Annotated in this window: 16 protein-coding genes; all 16 read right to left on the bottom strand. The window is 40.5% G+C overall.

Annotated elements, in window-relative coordinates:
- Positions 1 to 112 precede the first annotated feature (112 nt).
- The gene (locus H7N69_RS00665) at positions 113 to 970 is read right to left on the bottom strand and encodes a cytochrome c1 (RefSeq protein ID WP_078249122.1); all 858 of its coding nucleotides are present in this window, start codon (positions 968 to 970) and stop codon (positions 113 to 115) included.
- The gene (locus H7N69_RS00660) at positions 967 to 2,205 is read right to left on the bottom strand and encodes a cytochrome b (protein WP_000807885.1); all 1,239 of its coding nucleotides are present in this window, start codon (positions 2,203 to 2,205) and stop codon (positions 967 to 969) included. The genes H7N69_RS00665 and H7N69_RS00660 overlap by 4 nt, the downstream gene beginning before the upstream one ends.
- Before the next feature lie 10 nt (positions 2,206 to 2,215).
- Entirely contained in the window at positions 2,216 to 2,719 is a 504-nt protein-coding gene (locus H7N69_RS00655) for a ubiquinol-cytochrome c reductase iron-sulfur subunit (protein WP_000763659.1), read from the bottom strand.
- 124 nt (positions 2,720 to 2,843) lie between these two features.
- Positions 2,844 to 5,849 carry a transcription-repair coupling factor gene (gene mfd / locus H7N69_RS00650; protein ID WP_187884393.1) on the bottom strand — a complete coding sequence of 1,002 codons (3,006 nt, stop codon included), beginning with the start codon at positions 5,847 to 5,849 and terminating at the stop codon, positions 2,844 to 2,846.
- A 3-nt stretch (positions 5,850 to 5,852) separates the two neighbouring features.
- A complete protein-coding gene (locus H7N69_RS00645; RefSeq protein WP_000384500.1) occupies positions 5,853 to 6,167 on the bottom strand; it encodes a bactofilin family protein in 315 nt (104 codons plus the stop codon).
- 14 nt (positions 6,168 to 6,181) lie between these two features.
- Entirely contained in the window at positions 6,182 to 7,120 is a 939-nt protein-coding gene (gene csd1 / locus H7N69_RS00640; RefSeq protein ID WP_079355912.1) for a peptidoglycan DD-metalloendopeptidase Csd1, read from the bottom strand.
- Positions 7,121 to 7,128: 8 nt separating this feature from the next.
- Complete coding sequence (gene csd2 / locus H7N69_RS00635) at positions 7,129 to 8,055, bottom strand: M23B family cell shape-determining DD-metalloendopeptidase Csd2 (protein WP_187884391.1); 927 nt, start codon at positions 8,053 to 8,055, stop codon at positions 7,129 to 7,131.
- On the bottom strand, positions 8,055 to 9,224 hold the full coding sequence (locus H7N69_RS00630) for a bifunctional folylpolyglutamate synthase/dihydrofolate synthase (RefSeq protein WP_187884389.1): 1,170 nt from the start codon (positions 9,222 to 9,224) through the stop codon (positions 8,055 to 8,057). The genes csd2 and H7N69_RS00630 overlap by 1 nt, the downstream gene beginning before the upstream one ends.
- Positions 9,214 to 9,726, bottom strand: coding sequence for an LPS assembly lipoprotein LptE (lptE, locus tag H7N69_RS00625; RefSeq protein WP_187884387.1), 513 nt, complete (start codon positions 9,724 to 9,726; stop codon positions 9,214 to 9,216). The genes H7N69_RS00630 and lptE overlap by 11 nt, the downstream gene beginning before the upstream one ends.
- The gene (leuS, locus tag H7N69_RS00620; protein WP_187884385.1) at positions 9,723 to 12,143 is read right to left on the bottom strand and encodes a leucine--tRNA ligase; all 2,421 of its coding nucleotides are present in this window, start codon (positions 12,141 to 12,143) and stop codon (positions 9,723 to 9,725) included. The genes lptE and leuS overlap by 4 nt, the downstream gene beginning before the upstream one ends.
- A 9-nt stretch (positions 12,144 to 12,152) precedes the next feature.
- Entirely contained in the window at positions 12,153 to 12,491 is a 339-nt protein-coding gene (locus H7N69_RS00615; RefSeq protein ID WP_000383778.1) for a DUF6394 family protein, read from the bottom strand.
- Positions 12,492 to 12,500: 9 nt separating this feature from the next.
- Positions 12,501 to 13,472, bottom strand: coding sequence for a protein translocase subunit SecF (gene secF, locus H7N69_RS00610; RefSeq protein WP_187884383.1), 972 nt, complete (start codon positions 13,470 to 13,472; stop codon positions 12,501 to 12,503).
- Positions 13,473 to 13,480: 8 nt separating this feature from the next.
- Positions 13,481 to 15,058, bottom strand: coding sequence for a protein translocase subunit SecD (gene secD / locus H7N69_RS00605; protein WP_187884381.1), 1,578 nt, complete (start codon positions 15,056 to 15,058; stop codon positions 13,481 to 13,483).
- Entirely contained in the window at positions 15,055 to 15,438 is a 384-nt protein-coding gene (gene yajC / locus H7N69_RS00600) for a preprotein translocase subunit YajC (protein ID WP_187884379.1), read from the bottom strand. Before yajC ends, secD begins: the two co-directional genes overlap by 4 nt.
- Before the next feature lie 47 nt (positions 15,439 to 15,485).
- Positions 15,486 to 16,802 carry a sodium/proton antiporter NhaA gene (nhaA, locus tag H7N69_RS00595; protein ID WP_187884377.1) on the bottom strand — a complete coding sequence of 439 codons (1,317 nt, stop codon included), beginning with the start codon at positions 16,800 to 16,802 and terminating at the stop codon, positions 15,486 to 15,488.
- A 23-nt stretch (positions 16,803 to 16,825) separates the two neighbouring features.
- A complete protein-coding gene (locus H7N69_RS00590; RefSeq protein WP_187884375.1) occupies positions 16,826 to 19,714 on the bottom strand; it encodes a RecB-like helicase in 2,889 nt (962 codons plus the stop codon).
- Positions 19,715 to 19,767: the final 53 nt, after the last annotated feature.

Here is a 19,767-nt window from a genome sequence, read left to right as displayed (position 1 = left end):
CCACTCAAAAAGCTTTGTAGCCATAAAATCCTAAATAAAGGTTGTTTTGAAAAAGCCATTCAAACAACCCACCATAAATTAAAAATCATAAAACCTCCCCCCTTTTTTAAATTCAATGCACTTCGCTCCAAACTTTTCTTTTCCATGCGTAAGCCAAGAACGATAGCACCGCAAAGAAAATCATGATTTTAATCCCTAAAGTATTCCTTTCATGCTTTTTCCTATCGCCCGCTTTTTCCAAATAAGAAATGACTTGTTTTTGAGCTTTTTCATTCAACCCCACTCTAGGCATGGCTGTGCCAGGCAAAAGCTTTTGCGGATCGTTGATGAAAACATTCAAGCCATGTTCGCCCTTAGCCCTAATCATCATGGACAAATCAGGCGCATGAGAGCCTAAATAATTGGCCAAATCTTTAGGATCGCTAAAGGCCTTGTCTTTAGCGTAATCTAGGCTATGGCACCTTTGACAGCTTTGCGCAAACACTTCCTTATCGCTCAAATTTTTAGGCAAAATAGAAGTGAGATACGCCACAATATCGCTCAAATCTTGATCGCTAAATTGAGAAAACGCCGGCATAGGATAGGGCCTTTCATCGTTGAATTTATGGCTCAATTTCGCCGTTTTCACGGGGTCTTTGATGAAGTGGGCTAAGAAATTCGCGTTCAAAACCCCCGCCACATGGCTTAAATCCGGTGGCACGACCCCAAAAGAGTTGCTCGCGCTAAGGCTGTCCATAGGGGCTGGAATGTTTTGGGATTTAATGCCATGGCAAGCGGTGCAATTTTCGGCTACAAGCTGTTTTCCTTTATTAGCGTCGCCATTTTTTAAATCCATCGGCTCTAAATCCTTGAAAGCAAAATCTGCCGGAGCGACTTTAGGGTGCATCACCGAATGCGCATAAGGCTCAACCCCATAATAAATCACGCCTACCACCACAATAAGGATGATTAGAATCTTAAATTCTTTCATCTAACACCCCCTTGTTTCTTGCTCTCAGCGATAGTGATAATGGGCAACACCACAAAGAAAAGGGCTAGGAAAGTGATTGATCCCGCTAGGCCAATGTATTTACCAATCCCAAGCGGAGGCAATTTACCATAGATCGTTAAAACAATCATGTCAATGATTAAAAGCCAAAACCACACCATAAACGCTGGCCGTTTGTGTGCGGGAGCGACCACGGGGCTTCTGTCCAAAAAGGGCAGTAAGAAGAAAATCACTTGCGCCACGCCAAAGGCCATTAACCCTAAATCAGCGCTAAAGAAAAAGCCCCTTAAAACTTCATAGCTCCACAAGAAATACCATTCAGGGTAAATGTGAGGCGGCGTTTTAAGGCTGTTGGCCCTTTCAAAGTTGATGGGATCCATCGCAAAATCGTAGTGGTAACACACCAAGTAAAAGAAAAAGACCATGAACGCACAAACCACAAAAATATCTTTAGACAAGAACACCGGCCAAAAAGGAATGACCTTAGACTCCTTTTTCTTGCCTTCAATGAATTTTTTTTCTTCCAATTCAAAGTCAATTTCTTCGCCTTCTTGGTTATTGACATGCGGGATGCGTAAAGAATAAAAATGCACCCCAACAAGTAGAATGATCGCAATGGGCAGTAAAAACACATGGAGCATGAAAAAGCGCGTTAAAGTGGAATCCGCCACGACATAATTGCCCCTAATCCACTCCACCACATCAGCCCCAATGAAAGGAATGCCTCCAAATAAATTCGTGATAACCGCTGCGGCCCAATAGCTCATCTGCCCCCAAGGCAGCATATACCCGCTAAAGGCTTCCGCGCTAAAGACCACAAACAAAATCATCCCGCTAATCCAAATCATCTCACGGCCCTTTTTGTAAGAGCCATAATAGATACCGACAAACATGTGGATATAAATGATGACAAAAATCATGCTCGCTGCCGTGGCATGCATGTGGCGCCAAAGCCAGCCATAAGCCACCTCTTGCATGATCGTGAAATTCACGCTATCAAACGCCATTTTCGCATCAGGCTTGTAATACATGAGCAAGAAAATCCCTGAGACTACAAGCACGCCAAAAAGGGTCAATAAAATCACCCCCATCGCCCATAAGAAATTGATGTTTTTAGGGATCCAATATTCTGTCATTAGCACTTTAACAAGCTTGTTAGTGCCAAGACGCATGTCTAGCCATTCGCCTAAATTCTTCGCTTTTTTTATCTCTGCCATGGAACTCTCCTTACGCTTTAGCCATCATTTTCTTGTATTCAGCCCCGGCTTCACCAAAAGTGATCTTAGTGCCTTCAATTTTAAAGGGCGGGATATCAAAAGGGCGTGGAGGGGGGGTGCCGGCAATATTCACGCCATCAGAAGTGAAACGCCCCCCATGGCATGGGCATAAAAAGCCTTTTTCTTCATCTTGATAAGTGGGGATACACCCTAAATGCGTGCAAATTTGAATGGCTGTGGTAAAAACGCTCTCGCCAATTTTAAAATCGCGCCTTTCATTAAAGCCCTCTTTTTTAGAACGCTTGAGGATATAGACCGGCTTCCCACGCCATTCCACCGTGGAAAACTGCCCTTCTTGCATGTTCGCCACATCTATGGTCGTAAAACCGGCTGAAACAACGCTTGGAAGCGGATCCCAAGTCTTTTTCATCGCTACCAGACTCGCTATCGCCCCTATAGCTGTAACGCTAGCAAGGCTCATTCCTAAAAAATCACGCCTTTGAATATCTGCCATGATTAAAAAACTCCTTAATGATAATTACCTTTTAACGACTAAAGGCCTAGCAAATCCCTATTTTACAACAAACTCTCTTAATAATTTTTTTAAAATAACAAATTGAGACTAAAATCAAACGCTTTTAACGCCGTTTTAAAGAAATTTGAGCGCGCAAATGTTTCAAAAGGGTTTCTAAAATATCGTTATCGTCTTTGCTTGGGGCTTTCAGGCTTTCTTTTTTTTCATCGTTATAAGTAAGGGTGATGTTTTGATTGAAATTAGAAAGTTTAATGATGCCAAGCTGGTTGGCTAAGATTTTAAGCGTAATGATTTGCAAAAATTGAGCGCTCAAATCGTCTATTTTGCCAAACCTGTCTTCTATTTCTTCATGGATTTGCCCCACCTCATCTACATTTTCACACAAACTCAAACGGCGATACAAATCCAATCTCAAACTATCGCTTGCGATGAGTTCAGGGTTTAAAAAAGCGCTCACGCCAAGTTGGATTTCTACGCTTTTTTCAAGCCTTTTCTTCCCCCCACTCAATTCATAAATCGCGTCTTCAAGCATGCGCGTATAGAGTGCATAACCGATATTTTTAATATGCCCGCTCTGATCTTGCCCGAGCAAATTCCCGCCCCCCCTGATTTCTAAATCATGATAAGCGATACTCTCCCCACTGCCTAAATACGAATTTTTTTCCAAAGCGAGCAAGCGTTTTAAAGCCTGTTCATTCAAACTTTTTTGATCTTCTATAAGGAAATAACAAAAGCCTTCTTTTTTGCCCCTCCCCACACGCCCTCTTAATTGGTGCAAATCAGCCAGCCCAAAATTCTGCGCGTTATCAATAATGATCGTGTTAGCGTTAGGCAAATGAATCCCTGATTCCACAATAGAAGTGCATAATAAAACCTGATAGTTCCCCTTAGCAAACTCTAGCATGATTTCTTCGCTCTTATTAGCGTTAATCTGGGAATGCAAAATGGCGATTTTGAGTTTAGGGATTAAATTTTCTAGCTTGGTTTTGACTTTTGAAATGCTAGCGATGTGGTTATGGATGTAAAAAATTTGCCCGTTACGGCGTAATTCCCTATAAATAATCTCTTTTAAGAGCTCGTCATTTTTTTCTTTCAAAAAAGTGCGGCTGGGTTTTCTGTCTGTGGGCGGGGTTTTTAAAGAGCTAATGCCTTTAATTTGAGAAAGTGCCATATTTAGAGTGCGCGGGATAGGCGTAGCAGACATGCTTAAAAAATGCACGCTTTTGCTCAATTCTTTTAAAGCTTCTTTTTGTTTCACGCCAAATTTATGCTCTTCATCTACGACCATTAAGCCCAAGTTTTTGAATTTTGCGCCTAAAATCGCATGCGTGCCTATTAGCGCATCAACTAGCCCTAATTCCACCGCCTTTAAAAGCTTGCTTTTTTCGCTGGTTTTAATATACCTGTCCAAACGAGCCACTTTAACGCCAAAATTTTCAAAACGCGCCTTTAAAGTCTCAAAATGCTGGTGGGCTAATAAAGTAGTAGGCACGACTAGCGCGCTTTGAAAGCCGTTCAAAAACGCGCAAAAAATCGCATGCATCGCCACTTCCGTTTTCCCAAAACCCACATCCCCACTCAAAAGTCTGTCCATCACCCTGTGAGAGCTTAAATCCCTTGAAATTTCAGCGATGGCTTTTTCTTGATCGCTGGTGTATTCAAACCCCGCATGCGATTTAAAGACTTCCAACTCCGCTAAATGCACATCCATCTTTTTACCCAAGATCAAATTGCGTTCAGCCGCTAATTCAATGATCTTGCCCGCAATTTCTAAAAGCTTAGCCCTGACTTTAGCTTTTAATTTGAGAAAGCTCCCTTTCCCTAGCCGGTCTTTAACCGGCACGCTATCGCTTTGCGCCACATAGCGAGCGATGAGATGCAAGTTTTCTACCGGTAATAGCAGTTTGTCTTCGCCCAAATAAGCGATTTCTAAAAAATCCCTCTTGCTCCCTAAAACGCTGTGCTGGATTAATTGAGAAAACACGCCCACCCCATAATCATCATGCACCACCCATTCGCCCGCATTCAATTCATTCAAAGCGAGCTTGGATTTTTGGCGTTTTTTCTTCCTTTCAAAGGAATTGAGCGAGATAAAAATCCTATCAGGGGTTTTAAAATTTAACACAAAGGGGGCGATGACGCATTCCATGTTGCCTGCATCAAGCGCGCTTACCGCATTATCTAAAATCGTTTTATTGGGGGCTAGGAGCGTGATTTTATGGTGCGAATGCAAAGCGATAAAGCCTTCTAGGGCATGTGCATGGATTTCTAAATCTTCATAGCCTTGCGCATTTTCTAAAACCTTTAAAGATTTGAAACGCTCACAATCCAATTCGTTTAAGCTCGCTAATTCTTGAATTTCTTCTAAAGCTCTAGGGCTTATAACGCTTTTATAGGCACACAACAAATCGTTTGCTTTTTCTCCTAAAAACCACAAACCAAAACTGGTTAAATCTTTAGAAAAGCTATTTAAGGGGCTTTGTTCCACTTTTGTTTTTAGATCCTTATAAGATGGTTCGTCCAAACTAAAAAGCGTGGGGGGGATTTCAATTTCTAACAACTCTTCTTTAAGGCCCATTTGAGTGGTAGGGTCAAATTCCTTAATGCTCTCACACTCCGTGTCAAAAAAACTCAAGCGATATGCTTTAGAATTGGGTACATAAATATCCACAATATCCCCCCTAAAGCTCGCTTCGCCTTCCACTTCCACTAAGTCTAAAATTTCATAGCCATAATAAAAGAGCTTGTCTTTCAAATCCTTAAGGTTATATTTTTCTAAAAGAGTGATTTTAAAGCTCTCTAAAAGTTCTTTTTTGGGTAAAGGGTGCAATAACGCGCTAATAGGGGCAATGATGATAGTTTCTTGCTTGTTTTCTAAGGCTTGATAAAACTCCCTCAAAGCCCCTAAAAGCTGTAAAAATTCTTCAAAAAACGAACGCAAATCGTCGTTTTTTTTAGCCCTAAACTCCGGGAAAAGAACGGCTTTAATATTTGGCTTAAAATAGTTTATGACTTCTTTAGCGAGCTTGGATTCTTTAAAATCCTTACAAGCGAGTATTTGATAATCAAAGCCTTTGTTTAAGGCTTTATAAAGGCTAGATTGGATCATTCCCTATTTATTTTCAATTTTCTTTTCTTGTTCATTGATCAACAACGCTCCCCCTTGAAGGTTTTTAGGGCGAGTCTCCCCAATCAAAATCCCTTTCCTTTCCACCACAAGCTCTTGGCTAGAGATCTTACCATCAAGGCGCCCTAAAGGCATGATTTCTACCACTTCCGCTTCCACCGTGCCAGTAAACTTGCCATTCACTACTAATTTATTAGCGAAAATCTCACCCACTACCGAGCCGGTTTGCCCGATCACCACCGTGCTTTTAGAATGCACCACTCCTTCTAATTCGCCATCCACATGCAAATGGTAATCCAGGTGAAGCTCACCCTTTATTTTTGTGCCTTGAGCGATGATAGTCGCTGGTCCTGTTTTTGCATTAGCCGATTTATTATTGTTATCAAAGATTGCCATCTGATGCTCCTTTCTTTATTAAAAACTTCTTCAAAATCTTTCATGTTCCATTTGGTGAAACTCATGGGGTTTATGGGTTGATCTAAGAAGCGCACTTCATAATGCAAATGCGGTCCTGTACTCATTCCTGTATTACCACTATACCCAATCAACTGCCCTTTTTTGACAAATTCGCCCGTTTTTGCGACGATTTTATTCAAATGGGCGTAGTAGGTTTTAAAACCAAAAGGGTGGAAAACCTTAATTAAATTCCCATACCCCCCATTCCACCCCTTACTCGCTAACCCCACTACCCCGCTCGCGCTCGCATACACAGGCGTGTTAATGGCGGTGCTTAAATCAAGCCCGGTATGGTTGTGCAACACATGCAAAATAGGGTGCATTCTTTTATTAAAAGCGGCTGAAACGCGCCGATAGGATTCTAGTGGGTAGTCATTAGGGATAAGGCGCATGATAAAGCTTTTTTGAAGCCCGGTAATCCCAGCCACATCCAAACGGCTGGAAAAATTACCCTCTTCTTTTTCTTCTTCAGGCCTATTCACTCCCACCACTTCTTCTAAATCGTTGATGCGCTCCCCTGAAAGTTGCAAATCGTCTAAAAACTCATCCATTTGCAAAGAAAGCTTTTCATTAGTCTCTCTTTTTTTCTCAAATTCCTTAGTGATTAAAGCATGCTGTTTTTCAATATTTTTAATTTCTTTATTTAAAACCAGTAACGAAACGCCTAAAAACAATAAAGATCCCACAACGCTCAACAGCGCATACAAACTGATTTGGCGGAATAAGATATGCACATTAATGTAACGGCTCCCTTTAGAGTCCGTAACCATCACAATCAAACGCCTGTCTAAAAACACTAAAATCCTTACTGGTTTATGAGCGCGTCTTTATCCACATGCTCTTGGAGCTGGACAATGTCTTCTAAAACCCAAAACAAATTCTTCCATTCAATAAATTTATTTTCTTCTAAAGCGCTTTGGAAATGATCCAAATCCCATGCCAGAAATTTTTCTGCGTCTAAAATTTTACCCAAAAACCGCACTTCATAATGCAATTTTTCACCGCCGCTATTACCGCTCTTCCCGCTATAGCCAATCAACTGCCCTTTTTGGATAAAACTTTTGGGCTGCACATTGACATGATCTAAATGCGTGTAAATGGAGCTAAAACCAAACGCATGTTCAATGCGCACCAAGTTCCCATACCCCGCATTAGAATTGGTCTTCACAAAATCCACAATCCCATCAGCGCTCGCATACACAGGCGTGTTTAATGGCGCGATAAAATCAATCCCGGATTCAACGCCCTTAATTTTTTTAATGGGGTGGTTCCTTTCTTTGGTGGGTTTGATAGCGCTATAAGTTTTTAGGGGCATGTCATTAGGAATGAGCATGAGCACTAAATGTTTTTGGGCCAGATTCAAATTTTCTAAATCCACTTCATCATAAAGATGCACGCCCCCATTAGCCCCTCTTTTGACTTCAATCAAGGATTCCAACCCACGGATCTTTTGCCCTACAATAAAAAGCTCTTCTCGCTTGTTTTTAATCTCTTTTGCTAGGGCGTAATTTTTTTGATACAAATCCCTAAAATCCCTTAAAACCGCATTCCTCTCGCTTGTCATCGTATCCATTTTAGCGATTAAAAATTTTAAAAACCCTACGCCAAGCCCCACGATCAATAAAAGAATGACAACAGCAATGATGAGGTTGCGTTTTAAATTTTTAGAAAATTTGAGCTGTTTAGAGCCTGATTCATCAATGATGGTGATCACAAGCTGGTTTTGCGGCATTAATCCCTCTTCTTTTGATAGCGTCCATAAAAAGCGTTGGCCACTAGAAATGAGCCATACACCAAATAATTTTCATTTTCTTTCACATCTTCAAACAAAGCGTATTCTAACCCTAAAGTTTCTAAAATCCCTTTAAGCTTTTCTAATTGGATAACCCTTTCTTGGTGCAATTCTAAAATAAAAACCTTTTTAATGACAGGCTTTAAAATTTCTAGCACCAAAAAAGCGTCCTTATCTTGATAGCAGTTATAAATCAAAACGATTGGAGTGTTAAAAACGCGTTTGATTTCTTCTTTTAAGGCTTTGGCGCTATGGGGGTTATGCCCCACATCTATTAAGACATTAGGGCTTAAAAGCTCGCAACGGCCGATTAAATCTAGGGGCTTTAGGTTTTTTAAAACTTCTTGTTTATTGCATGGCATAAGCGTTTCAAACGCCTTTAGGGCCACTTCTAAATTCATCGCTAAAAAATGGGCTAAATGGTGGCGTTCAATATAATCCCTCACTCCCTTTGATATTTCATTTTGAACCACAATCAATTTTGCGTGTTTTTCTTTGGCGATTTTTTGAGCCGCATTTAAAACCAATTCTTGTTGGGGAGCGATGACATTAAGAGGGCCCATCGCTTTTAATTTAGTAGTCGCAATGCTTTCTAAACTATCCCCTAAAAATTCCTTATGATCGTAATCAATGGGGGTGAAAACGCTTATGGTTTTTTCCAAAGCGTTCGTGCTGTCAAACTCCCCCCCAAGCCCTGCTTCTAAAACCAAATAATCGCAATCTTTAGCGAGCATGACGGCTAGTAAGGTAGCGTATTCAAAATACGAGCAAGCGTTACTGAAAGCATGCGATTGCAATTGCTGGTGGGCGTTTTCTAAAACGCTTTCTTTAACAACAGAGCCATTCAAATAAAAGCGCTCCCTGAATTCAAAAACATGAGGGGAGGTGAAATGCAACACTTTAAACCCTTGATCGGCTAATAAAAGGGTTAAAAACCGCCCTGTGCTGCCCTTACCATTAGTCCCTACCACATGAATGACTTTGGCTTGAATCTCAAAAAAAGCGTTTTTAAAATCCTTGTAAATTTGAATGAAGCGGCTAGGATCAAACTTATGGTATTCCTTAGGCTTTGTTTCTAAAAACGCCTTCAACCCATGACTATTTTTCATTATTGAATTTCCCCTCATAAGCGATTTGAGCCACAAATTTAGTCAAAGTTTGCTCCACAGCCTGATTGATAGCGTAATAGCGGTTCTGGTAGGTGTTAAGGGGGTCTTGCAAATTCACGGCGTAATTATAATACCCGCTATTTTGAAAAGTCTTTCTAACGCCTCTTTTATTATCATAGGTGTAATTCACAGACACGGTTGCGCGATAGAAAGTCGTAAAGCCTTCTTTATTTTGCGTGATACTCGTATCGGTTACATTCGTGATTTCTATAATAATGATAGAATCCGCATCTTTTTCACTCGCTAGGCGGTTTTGGAAGCGTTGCACGACTAAACGATTCATCAAGTCCTTAAATTCTACAGAGTTTTCAGGGTTAGGCAAATTCACGATGAGTTTCACGTATATGCTATCGCCTAAAGCGTTTTGAGCGTAAGCCGCAATGGGCTTATACCCACAACCCTTGAACCAAAACAACACAATAAAAAAAAGTAAAACCCTCATGCGATGACAAAATTAACAAGTTTATTAGGCACATAAATTTCTTTTTTAACGCTCGCCTTTTCTAAATATTTCTCTAATTCTTTTTTAGCCAAAACAATAATCTCTTCTTTGCTGGCGTTAATATTGACTTTCAATTCCGCACGCCTTTTGCCATTAATGGTAAGCCCTAAAGTCATAAAGTCTTCCATCAAAGCGCTTTCATCTACTTCTATAGGCTTAAAATTCTCCCTTTTAAAAAGCCTCTCGCTCAACTCCCATGCGGTGTGTGGGATAATAGGCTCTAAAATTTGCAACAACACAAAATAACCCTCGCATAAAATTTGCTCATTAGTTTGCGCGTTCAAAGCGTTTAAGGCCTCCATGCAACTTGCGATCAAAGTGTTAAACGCGTAAGCGCTTTCAGCCTTATTGAAAATTTCATGCGATTTTTTTAACGCTTCATAGACTTTTTTACGCCCTAGTTTTTGCGCTTCATTCAGGCTCACTTCTTTAAATTCAGGCTTAGAAGTAGTAGGGCTAATGGCGTTCGCTTTATCGTATAAGCGCTTGATAAACCGGTGCGCGCCTTCTAAAGCGCTGTCATTCCATTCTAACTCTTTAGCCGGTGGGGCAGCAAAAAGGATAAAGAGCCTTGCCGCATCAGCCCCATATTTTTTAAGTATCTCTTTAGGGCTAACGACATTGCCTTTAGATTTGCTCATCTTAGCGCCATTTTTTAAAACCATGCCTTGAGTGATAAGCTGTTTAAAAGGCTCATCTAAATGAAGATAGCCCAAATCCCTTAAAGCCTTAGTGAAAAAGCGCGCGTATAACAAGTGCAAAATCGCATGTTCAATGCCGCCAATATAAGTGTCCACTGGCATGAAATACTTCAAGTAATTTTGATCAAACGCTTGATTTTCACGCTGATTTTTGGGGGTGGTATAACGCAAGAAATACCAGCTGGATTGGATGAAAGTGTCCATGGTGTCTGTTTCTCTTAAAGCGTTTTTGTGGCATTTGGGGCATTGAGCGAATTTCCAACTCGCATGCTTTTCTAACGGATTGCCCTCCCCATCAATCACAATGTCTTCAGGTAAAGTTACCGGCAGTTGGGTTTCAGGCACAATCCCGCAATGTTTGCAATGAATCATGGGAATGGGCGCTCCCCAATACCTTTGACGGCTCACTCCCCAGTCTTGCAAGCGGTAGTTGATCACCCTTTTACCGAGGTTTTCTTTTTCAAAATAAGCGATGATTTTTTCTCTGGCCACTGAGCTAGAAAGATCGCTCCACTCCCCGCTATTTTTTAAAACCTCTTCTTTGGTGTGGGGCAAATTTTGAGGGCTTTGAGTGATCACTTTAATAGGGATATGATAAAGATTGGCGAATTCAAAATCCCTTTCATCGCAGGCTGGCACGCCCATTAACGCCCCAGAGCCATAATTGGCTAGGGCGAAATTAGCCACCCAAACAGGGATTTTTTGCTTCGTTAAAGGGTGGATAGCATAAATTCCTAAAAACGCCCCTTTTTTCTCTAAGGCCCTTCCTCTTTGAGTCGTGTTTAAAATCGCTTTAATAACCTTTGAATCTTCTTGGCTCACCTGCTTAATGGCATGCTCTACTAAAGGGTGTTCTGGGGCGATTGCAATGTAAGTTACGCCATAAATGGTGTCCGCTCTTGTGGTAAAGACTTCAATTTCTTGAATGCCGTTGCAAGCTTTCAAGCACTCATCAGCGATCTTAAAACCAAATTGCAACCCGCTAGATTTCCCTATCCAGTTTTTTTGCATGGTTAGGACTTGAGAAGGCCAATGATTCTCTAAAGTTTCTAAGTCTTTTAACAATTCTTCAGCGTAGTTTGTGATCTTCAAATAATATTGATAGAGTTCTTTTTGAACAACTTCCGTATCGCAACGCCAACACCTCCCATCAATGACTTGCTCATTAGCCAAAACGGTTTTGTCGTTAGGGCACCAATTGAGCATGGCTTTCTTGCGATAAATTAGCCCCTTTTCCCACAAATCAATGAAAAATTGCTGTTCAAATTTCGTGTAATCCGGATCTGAAGTGGCAAATTCCCTGTTTTTAGAAAAAGAAAACCCTAAAGCTTCAAACTCTTTTTGCATGGCTTCAATGTTTTCATAAGTCCAAGTTTTAGGGTGGATACCATGCTTAATGGCGGCATTTTCTGCAGGCATCCCAAAAGAATCAAACCCCATAGGGTGTAACACATTATAATGGTGCAAACGATAATAGCGCGCCAACGCATCGCCAATGGTGTAATTGCGCACATGCCCCATGTGGATTTCCCCACTAGGATAAGGCAGCATGCTTAGAATGTATTTTTTAGGGAGGTTAAAATCGTCTTTAGGCTCAAAACTCTTATTTTTCCACCAAAATTCTTGCCATTTTTTTTCTATATTGATAAAATCCATCGTTACCCCTTAATCCGTTTCGCTCGTTACAACGCTTTCAATCAACAAAAAAATAAGACTGAAAGCGTTGCTAATCAACGCCCCAATCATGAGCATGTAAGCTGTAACCAAATTATTTAAAATCTGTAAAAACACAAATGCCGGTATGAGATGCAACACGGTGGCTAAAGAGCTAGCCAACAGCTCTGAAGCGAAACGCTTGATCACCCCAATTTTAAGCGTAACAGAAATAAGGTTTAAAGCTAACGCTACAAACAACACCACCGTATTAGGCTCATACAAAAACCCTGCAATGGTGGTTAAAGAAATAAGACTGAACAGCACATGAACGACCCGACCCCAATCCATAGAAACTCCTTAAACCCGACCGCTTTCATACAGACGGCGCATTTTTTCTTTCTCTTGAGCTTTTTTGATTTTTCTAGCCTCATTCTCATAGTATTTACCCATATCAAAGCCTAACAATAACGCTACTTTAGGGGCGATGAAAATAGAGCTATAAGTCCCTACAATCGTGCCTATTAACATGGGCAATGAAAAACCAATGATGATCTTACTCCCAAACACGCACAAAATCAACACCACAAAAAACACGGTTAAAGAAGTTAAAAGCGTGCGCGTGAGCGTGCTGGAAATGGCTTCATCAATGGCTTGAGTGGCGTTTTTGGTTTTTTGAGAGAGCATTTCTTCTCTGATCCGATCAAAAATAATGATCGTATCATTAATGGAATACCCGATCAAAGTGAGTAAAGCCGCAATCACTTCCAAATTCATATCAATCTTAAAAACAATCACTGAGCTTGCCACTAAAATCACATCATGCACAAGCGCAACGACGCTCGCTAAAGCAAAACGCCATTCATAGCGGAAACTCACATAAACCATGATCGCCATTAACGCTAAAATCAGCGACAAAATGCCCTTTTCTTTCAATTCGCTCCCCACTCTAGGGCCTACGGTGTCAAATTTACGGATTTCAAAATCGCCGCTGGGTTTTAGAATGTTGGCCACGATAGCGTTCAGATCTTCATTTTCAGCCGTTTCTACAAAAGGGAATTTGATTAACATTTCTTCTTTAGAGCCAAATTCGCTCACTTGCACGCCTTTGAAGCGAGCTTGTTTTTCAAAAAGATCGCGCACTTCTTTAATGGGAGCGTTTTGAGTGTAGCGCACTTGCACCAAACTCCCCCCCGCAAAATCAATCCCTAAAGAAAACCCTTTAAAAAACAAAAGCCCCAACGCCAAAAGCACCAAGATCGCTGAAACGATCACCCCATAATTGGAATAACGCATGAAGCTTAAGATTCTAGTTCGTTTGAATAATTCCATAAAACCTCCTAAGCTCTTTTATTCACGCCAAACCAAAAATAAAGGCTTTTTGTTTGAGTGAGTTTAGGTAAAAGGGCTTGATAAATCCCTTGCGTGCCTATAATAGCGGTGATAATAGAGGCTAAAATCCCAATGCCTGTGGTGAGAGCAAAGCCTTTAATCGCTCCTGTGCCATAAGCGTATAGCAACACCGAAGCGATCAAGGAAGTGATATTGGAATCAAAAATCGCCCGACTCGCATTGATATAGCCTAAATGGATCGCCTTAACAACACCCTCTCCTTCTCTTAACACTTCTCTAATACGCTCATTGATAATGATATTAGCATCCACGGCAATCCCCACGGTTAAAACAATCCCTGCCATTCCAGGTAAAGTCAGCGTCGCTCCAAAAATCGCCATGACCGCCACGATCAAAAAAAGATTGACCACTAACGCCATGCAAGCGATCACCCCCGCCATGGAGTAATAAAGCGCCATAAAGCCCATCACCAAAATAAAACCCCCAATGAGGGCGATAATGGAAGTTTTAATGCTGTCTTTCCCTAAACTCGGGCCTACAATCCTTTTTTCTAAAACCTGAATGGGTGCACTCATCGCCCCACTCCTTAAAGCGATCGCTAAATCGCTCGCTTGAGCCACGCTAAAATTCCCGCTAATCTGCCCGCTCCCTCCGCCAATGCGTTCTCTGATCACTGGGGCTGAATAAACCTTATTGTCTAAAACGATCGCCATGCGTTTGCCCACATTCGCGCCTGAAAAATCCCCAAAAATCTTAGCCCCTTGCGCATCTAGCGTGAAGCTCACCACCGGCTGGTTGTTTTGATCATACACCACCTTCGCATCTGTAAGCATTTCGCCATCTAAAATGGGGATCGCTTTGAGCAAGATTTTACCCCCCATTTCCACATCAGACAACAACACGCTGCCTAATTTTTGAGCCTCTAAATCCGTCATTTTCATCGCATCTTTATTGTGTTCTTCATCCACCGCCATCATTTGTAAATGAGCGGATCTTGAAATCAAGTCTTTAGCGCGCCGTTCTTCTTCTAAAGTCTTAATGCCGGGCAATTGCACCGAAATTTCTTCTTTACCTTGCTGAATGACTACAGGCTCTGCCAAACCAAATTGATCCAAGCGGTTACGAATGATCCCTATCACTTGCAAGATCGTGTTTTTACGCAATTCCTCTTGCTCTAAAGGGGTGAGCTTCACGCTATAAAACTCCGCTTCTTTTTTGATTTCAAACTGGCTATGGCCTTGCAATTCCAATAAAAGCGCGTCTAATTTTTTCGCTTCATCTTCATCTAAAAGCTCAAAACTGATCCCTTCTAAACTGGATTTAATGTCTTTAAGCAAGATATTTTGCTTTTTAGCGTTGTATTCTAAAGCGGACGCCAAGCTTAAATACTTGTTTTTTAAAGCTTCATCGGTTTGCACCCCTAAAAGCATGTTCAACCCCCCCCTTAAATCCAAACCTAAAGTGATTTTAGGGCCTTTAGTTTCTAGTAAAGAAGGCACAGAAAACCCTACCCCTAAAAGAAGCGCAAAGATAAAAACGATTAAACGAGGGTTAAAAAGTTTCATTCAGTTGTTATTTGGCGTTGTTTCAAAGTCTTAGCACCAGATAATTTTGCCGAAATTTCTTCTCTGCCTTGTTGGATAACTATAGGCTCTGCCAAACCAAATTGATCCAATTCGTCTAATTTGAACGCTATATAGTTTTTAGAGAGTTTAGCAGTGGTGTCATCATTGAGTTTCACGCTAAAAAAATTCGCTTCCGCTTTAAGCACCTCAACGATCAACCCGCCTTGAGTAACAATTTTATCGCCCTTAGTCAAGCCCTCTATCATTTCTTTGTGCTTTTTTTGTTGCTGGCGTTGCGGGCGAACAATCAAAAAATAAAAAATAAGAAACAGCACCACAAGGGGTAAAAGCGTCGTTAGAATGTCTTTAGTTTGTCCCATTTAATTCCCTTAAAAGATGTTTTAATCTCAAATTATAGCATTTTTAGCTATTTCTTTAAAGCCGCTCTTTGGTTTAATAAAAATAAATACAAAGCCCCTATGATCCCAGAAATCAAAGATCCTAGTAAAATCGCAATTTTTGCCACTTCCATAGCGTCCTTATGCTCGCTCGTGAAAGCCAGATTAGAAATAAACATAGACATGGTAAAGCCAATCCCTGCTAAAAGCCCAGCCCCCAAAATGTGCCACCAGCTGATGCCTTTAGGGCGTGCGGTGATTTTAAGCTTTTCGCTTATAAAAGTGATGAGGAAAATCCCTAAAGGCTTGCCCAAACAAAGCCCTAAAATAACCCCTAAAAGCACCTTATCCACTTCTAAATTGATGCTAGAATCAACGCTCACCCCAGCGTTTGCAAACGCAAATAAGGGCATGATAAAATACCCGCTAATGGGGGCTAAAAAATGCTCCAATCTTTCTAAAGGGCTTTGTAAAGCGCTCGCTTTTTCTTCAATAGAATGCAAGATTTCTTGCTGTTCTTTGGTCAAAAGCGCTCCTGAATTCGTTTCTGCGTATCGCTTGCCCAGTTCTAAAAGCTCTACATTTTTAGAATCTTTAGGGATCTTCACCGGTATCATAAAAGCTAAAATCACTGCAGCAATCGTCGCATGGATACCACTCTCATGCACGCAAAACCAAAGCAACACCCCTAAAAGCAAGTAAGGGATAAGCGAGCGCATATTCAAGCGGTTTAATACAGCTAAAACAAGAACCACCCCTAAAGCCCCTAAAAGCCATGCAAATTTTAAATTCGTGGTATAAAAGAGCGCGATCACCACAATAGCCCCTAAGTCATCAGCCACCGCTAGAGTGATTAAAAAAACCTTTAAGGCGGTTGGCACCCTCTTGCCTAAAAGCATGATCACACCTAAAGCGAACGCAATATCTGTCGCCATAGGGATCCCAAAACCATGTTGGGAAGGCGTGTCAGCGTTAAGAAAAAAATAAATCAATCCTGGGGCTATCATGCCCCCTATGGCCGCAATCACAGGAAAAGAAGCTTTTTTGAAACTGGATAGCTCCCCAAACAACAATTCTCGCTTGATCTCTAAACCTATCATCAAAAAGAATAACGCCATTAAAACATCATCAATCCAGTTGTGCAAACTAAAGCCGATGAAAAAATCTCCTATTTGAAACCCAAAAGGGGTGTGCCATAGCGCAAAATAACTTTCTTTTAAAAACGAATTAGCCACCACCATCGCTAAAACAGCGTTTAAAAAGAGAAAAATCCCTCCAAAAGACTCGCTTTTAATAAAGTTTTTAAGCGTCACACTGAGCGCGTTTTCTGTTTTTTTGATATTCATAGACAACCTTAAAATTTTTAATTTCAAACCCATAATTTTTCAAGCAGTCTTTTATGAGCGTAAATAATGCCCGCTTGTATCTTAAAATGGGGGGCTTGAGTTTGCAAAAACGCAGCGTAATGAGAAACTTGCGCCTTATGGCTTTGCTGGTAATTTTGAGAGCTTTTATAATCTAAAACATACAAATTTTGCCCCCTATCCCACAACAAAACATCAATCCTAGACACAACCCCTTCAAATAAAAAAGCCGTTTCACCCCTTAAGGCATAATTTTTAAAAAGAGCTTGTATCTCTGCATCGTTTTCAAAAAGCTCTAAACTCTCTTCTAACGCTTGGTAATCCAAACCATAAAAACCATGATGGTAGTTTAAATATTCTAAAACGCTTTTTTTAGGAATGTTGTAAGCGTATTGGTATTCTAACCCCTTGTGCAAAGCGATACCAAAATTGATCGCTTCCTGGTCGTTATTCTTTTCATAATCGCTCTCTGGCTCTTCTTCTATCTCTTGGACTTGCTCGCCATAGGCATGGGGCTTGATGAGAGCGCTTGTAATTAAAGGCTCTTTTTGATGAGAAATAACCGGCATAATTTCTCCCTCTTCTAAAGGCACAAGATCCAATTTTTCGCGCATTGTTTTGTTTTTGCTTTCTTTTTTGCTTTCTTTTTTGCTTTCTTTTTTGCTTTCTTTTTTGCTTTCTTTTTTGCTTTCTTTTTTGTCTTTGGCCACGACAATCAGCCCTAACTCAGCCCTAGTGAATGCGACATAATACACATTGGTTTCTTCGTGATCTTTAGCCGCTTCTTCTTTGTCTAAAGCCCTAGCGTAATCTTTATCTACGACCTCACGATTTTTCATTCTGTAATAAAGGCGAAGAAGCTCTGTGCCATTATATTCTTCAAGGAGTTGATTGGAATGGCTTGAATTAGGCTTGCCCAAGCGTTCGCACACGATCACATAAGGGAATTGCATGCCTTTAGATTTGTGAATGGTCATGATCTGCGCGCCTTTTGAATGGGAAGAAGCGATCGATTTAGCCTCTAATTTTTCTAAAAATCCATCGGCGTCTTCGCACCCAATGGCCAATTCCAAACAGCTTTGCGCAGGCTCTCCATAAAGCTCAAATTGCTCCATCACCTTCCACACAAAGCCTGCCACGCTCTCTTTTTTAGGGTTAAAACCAGCTAAAGCGATCGCATCATCATGCAAGTATCCAGCGAGTTTTAAAACGCTGTGCTTATAAAAGGGCTTGTAAGGTTCTTCCGCTAGAGCGTATTTTAAAGCGTTCTTAATGATTTTAGATTCTACAAATTGAGACAAATTAGCGCTAGATTCCGTGCTTGGGCGAATGGTGCTCAAATTCTCTTGCAAATAATTTTTGATTTCTAAAGCGTCAGCATTAGTGGCGCATAAAATGGTAATGTCTTTAGGATCAATATGATGATCTAAAAGGTTTTGAGCTTCTTGTAAGATCTGGTCTAATAGTAACTCTCTATCATCAGCCACTAAAGAGACTTTAACATAGCCGTCTGTAGCATGTTTATTTTGAGAAGCTTTAGGGTATTTTTGCTCCAAATAAGCGGTGGGGGAATTTTGATAAGCCTTTTTAAAAATGGTGTTCACGTAATTAATGATTAAAGGCGCACTGCGGTGGTTGAATTGTAAATTATCGTGGTAAAAATCCTTAGAAACGCTTTCAAATAAGGAGCTAAAACTCCCCCTAAAGGCATAAATGCTCTGCTTGACATCGCCCACAAAAAACACGCTCCTGTGCCATTTAGCTTGCCCTATCCCGGCTTTAATCTCATCAATAAAAGGGGCTAAAATCTTATAATCGTTCAAGCTCGTGTCTTGAAATTCATCAATCAAAATGTGCGCGATCTTGCTGTCCAACCTGAAATAAAAAAACTCCGCTGGCATTTCTTCATAACCATTCAATAAAACATGAACCTTATTTTTAATCGCATCAAAATCTAGGGCTTGGATCTTAGAAGTGGCGTTATCATAAAGCTGGATGAATTTAGGGAATTTTTTAAATATTGCGGTTTCTTTGGCTTCATAATAGCGTTTTAAATCGTTTTCAATCTCTTCGCATTCGCTCTCTAAAGTGGGGATTTCACTTTTGAGTTTTTTGAAAGATTGATATTCGCTCTTTTTTTCAAGCCAGGTTAAAGAGCTGTTTAAAAATCCCCTAAAACTATCGCATTTAATGGCTGTTTTAGCCCTATCTGACGCTGTTTCTATGCTTTGAATTTGATTGTTTAAGCTTCTTAGTTTTTCTAAAAAACCCTCTTCATCAAATGCAGGCTCTTTTTTATTGGGATCAAATAAATAGAGCTTGTTTTTTAAAAAACGCAACCGTTCTAAAATAGAATCGCTTGTGTAATTATCATAACTTAAGCATTGGACGATAAAAGTGCTCAATTCTTCAAGCTGTTCGTTATTTAAAGCGCTCAAAAAACCCTCATTAAGCTGTCGCTGGTGCGCTTTGGTGTCTTCATTGACTTCAAAATTCGCGCTCAACCCCACAAACCAGCAAAATTTCCTTAAAATGCTTTGGAAAAACGCATCAATGGTGCTGATTCTGATTTCGGCGTTTAAAAAGCGTTGGTAGATTTTTTGAGCACTATTTTGCACTAAATCAGGGTTTAAATGGTATTTTTCTTCTAATTCTTTTAGGATATTTTGGGATTTTTCTTTTTCATTTTCAAGGTTTTCTTTTTGCAAAATTTTTAAATAGTCTAAAATGCGCTCTTTCATTTCGGCGGTGGCTTTTTTAGTGAAAGTGAGCGTTAAAATCTCGCTAGGATTAGCCCCCTTAAACAATAGGGCCAAAAACCGCACGCTCAAAGCGAAAGTCTTCCCGCTCCCTGCTGAAGCCTTTAAAGCCATGCATTGTCTTTTTGTATCCATTATAGCTACCCTAAATTTCTATTTTGTACTTATTATAACCTAAAAGCCTTTTT

Origin of the sequence: Helicobacter pylori, from assembly GCF_014497725.1 — a bacterium.
Lineage (GTDB): Bacteria > Campylobacterota > Campylobacteria > Campylobacterales > Helicobacteraceae > Helicobacter > Helicobacter pylori_DE.
The sequence above is the reverse complement of the archived record's forward strand: the minus strand, read 5'-3'. Positions and strand labels throughout refer to the sequence as shown.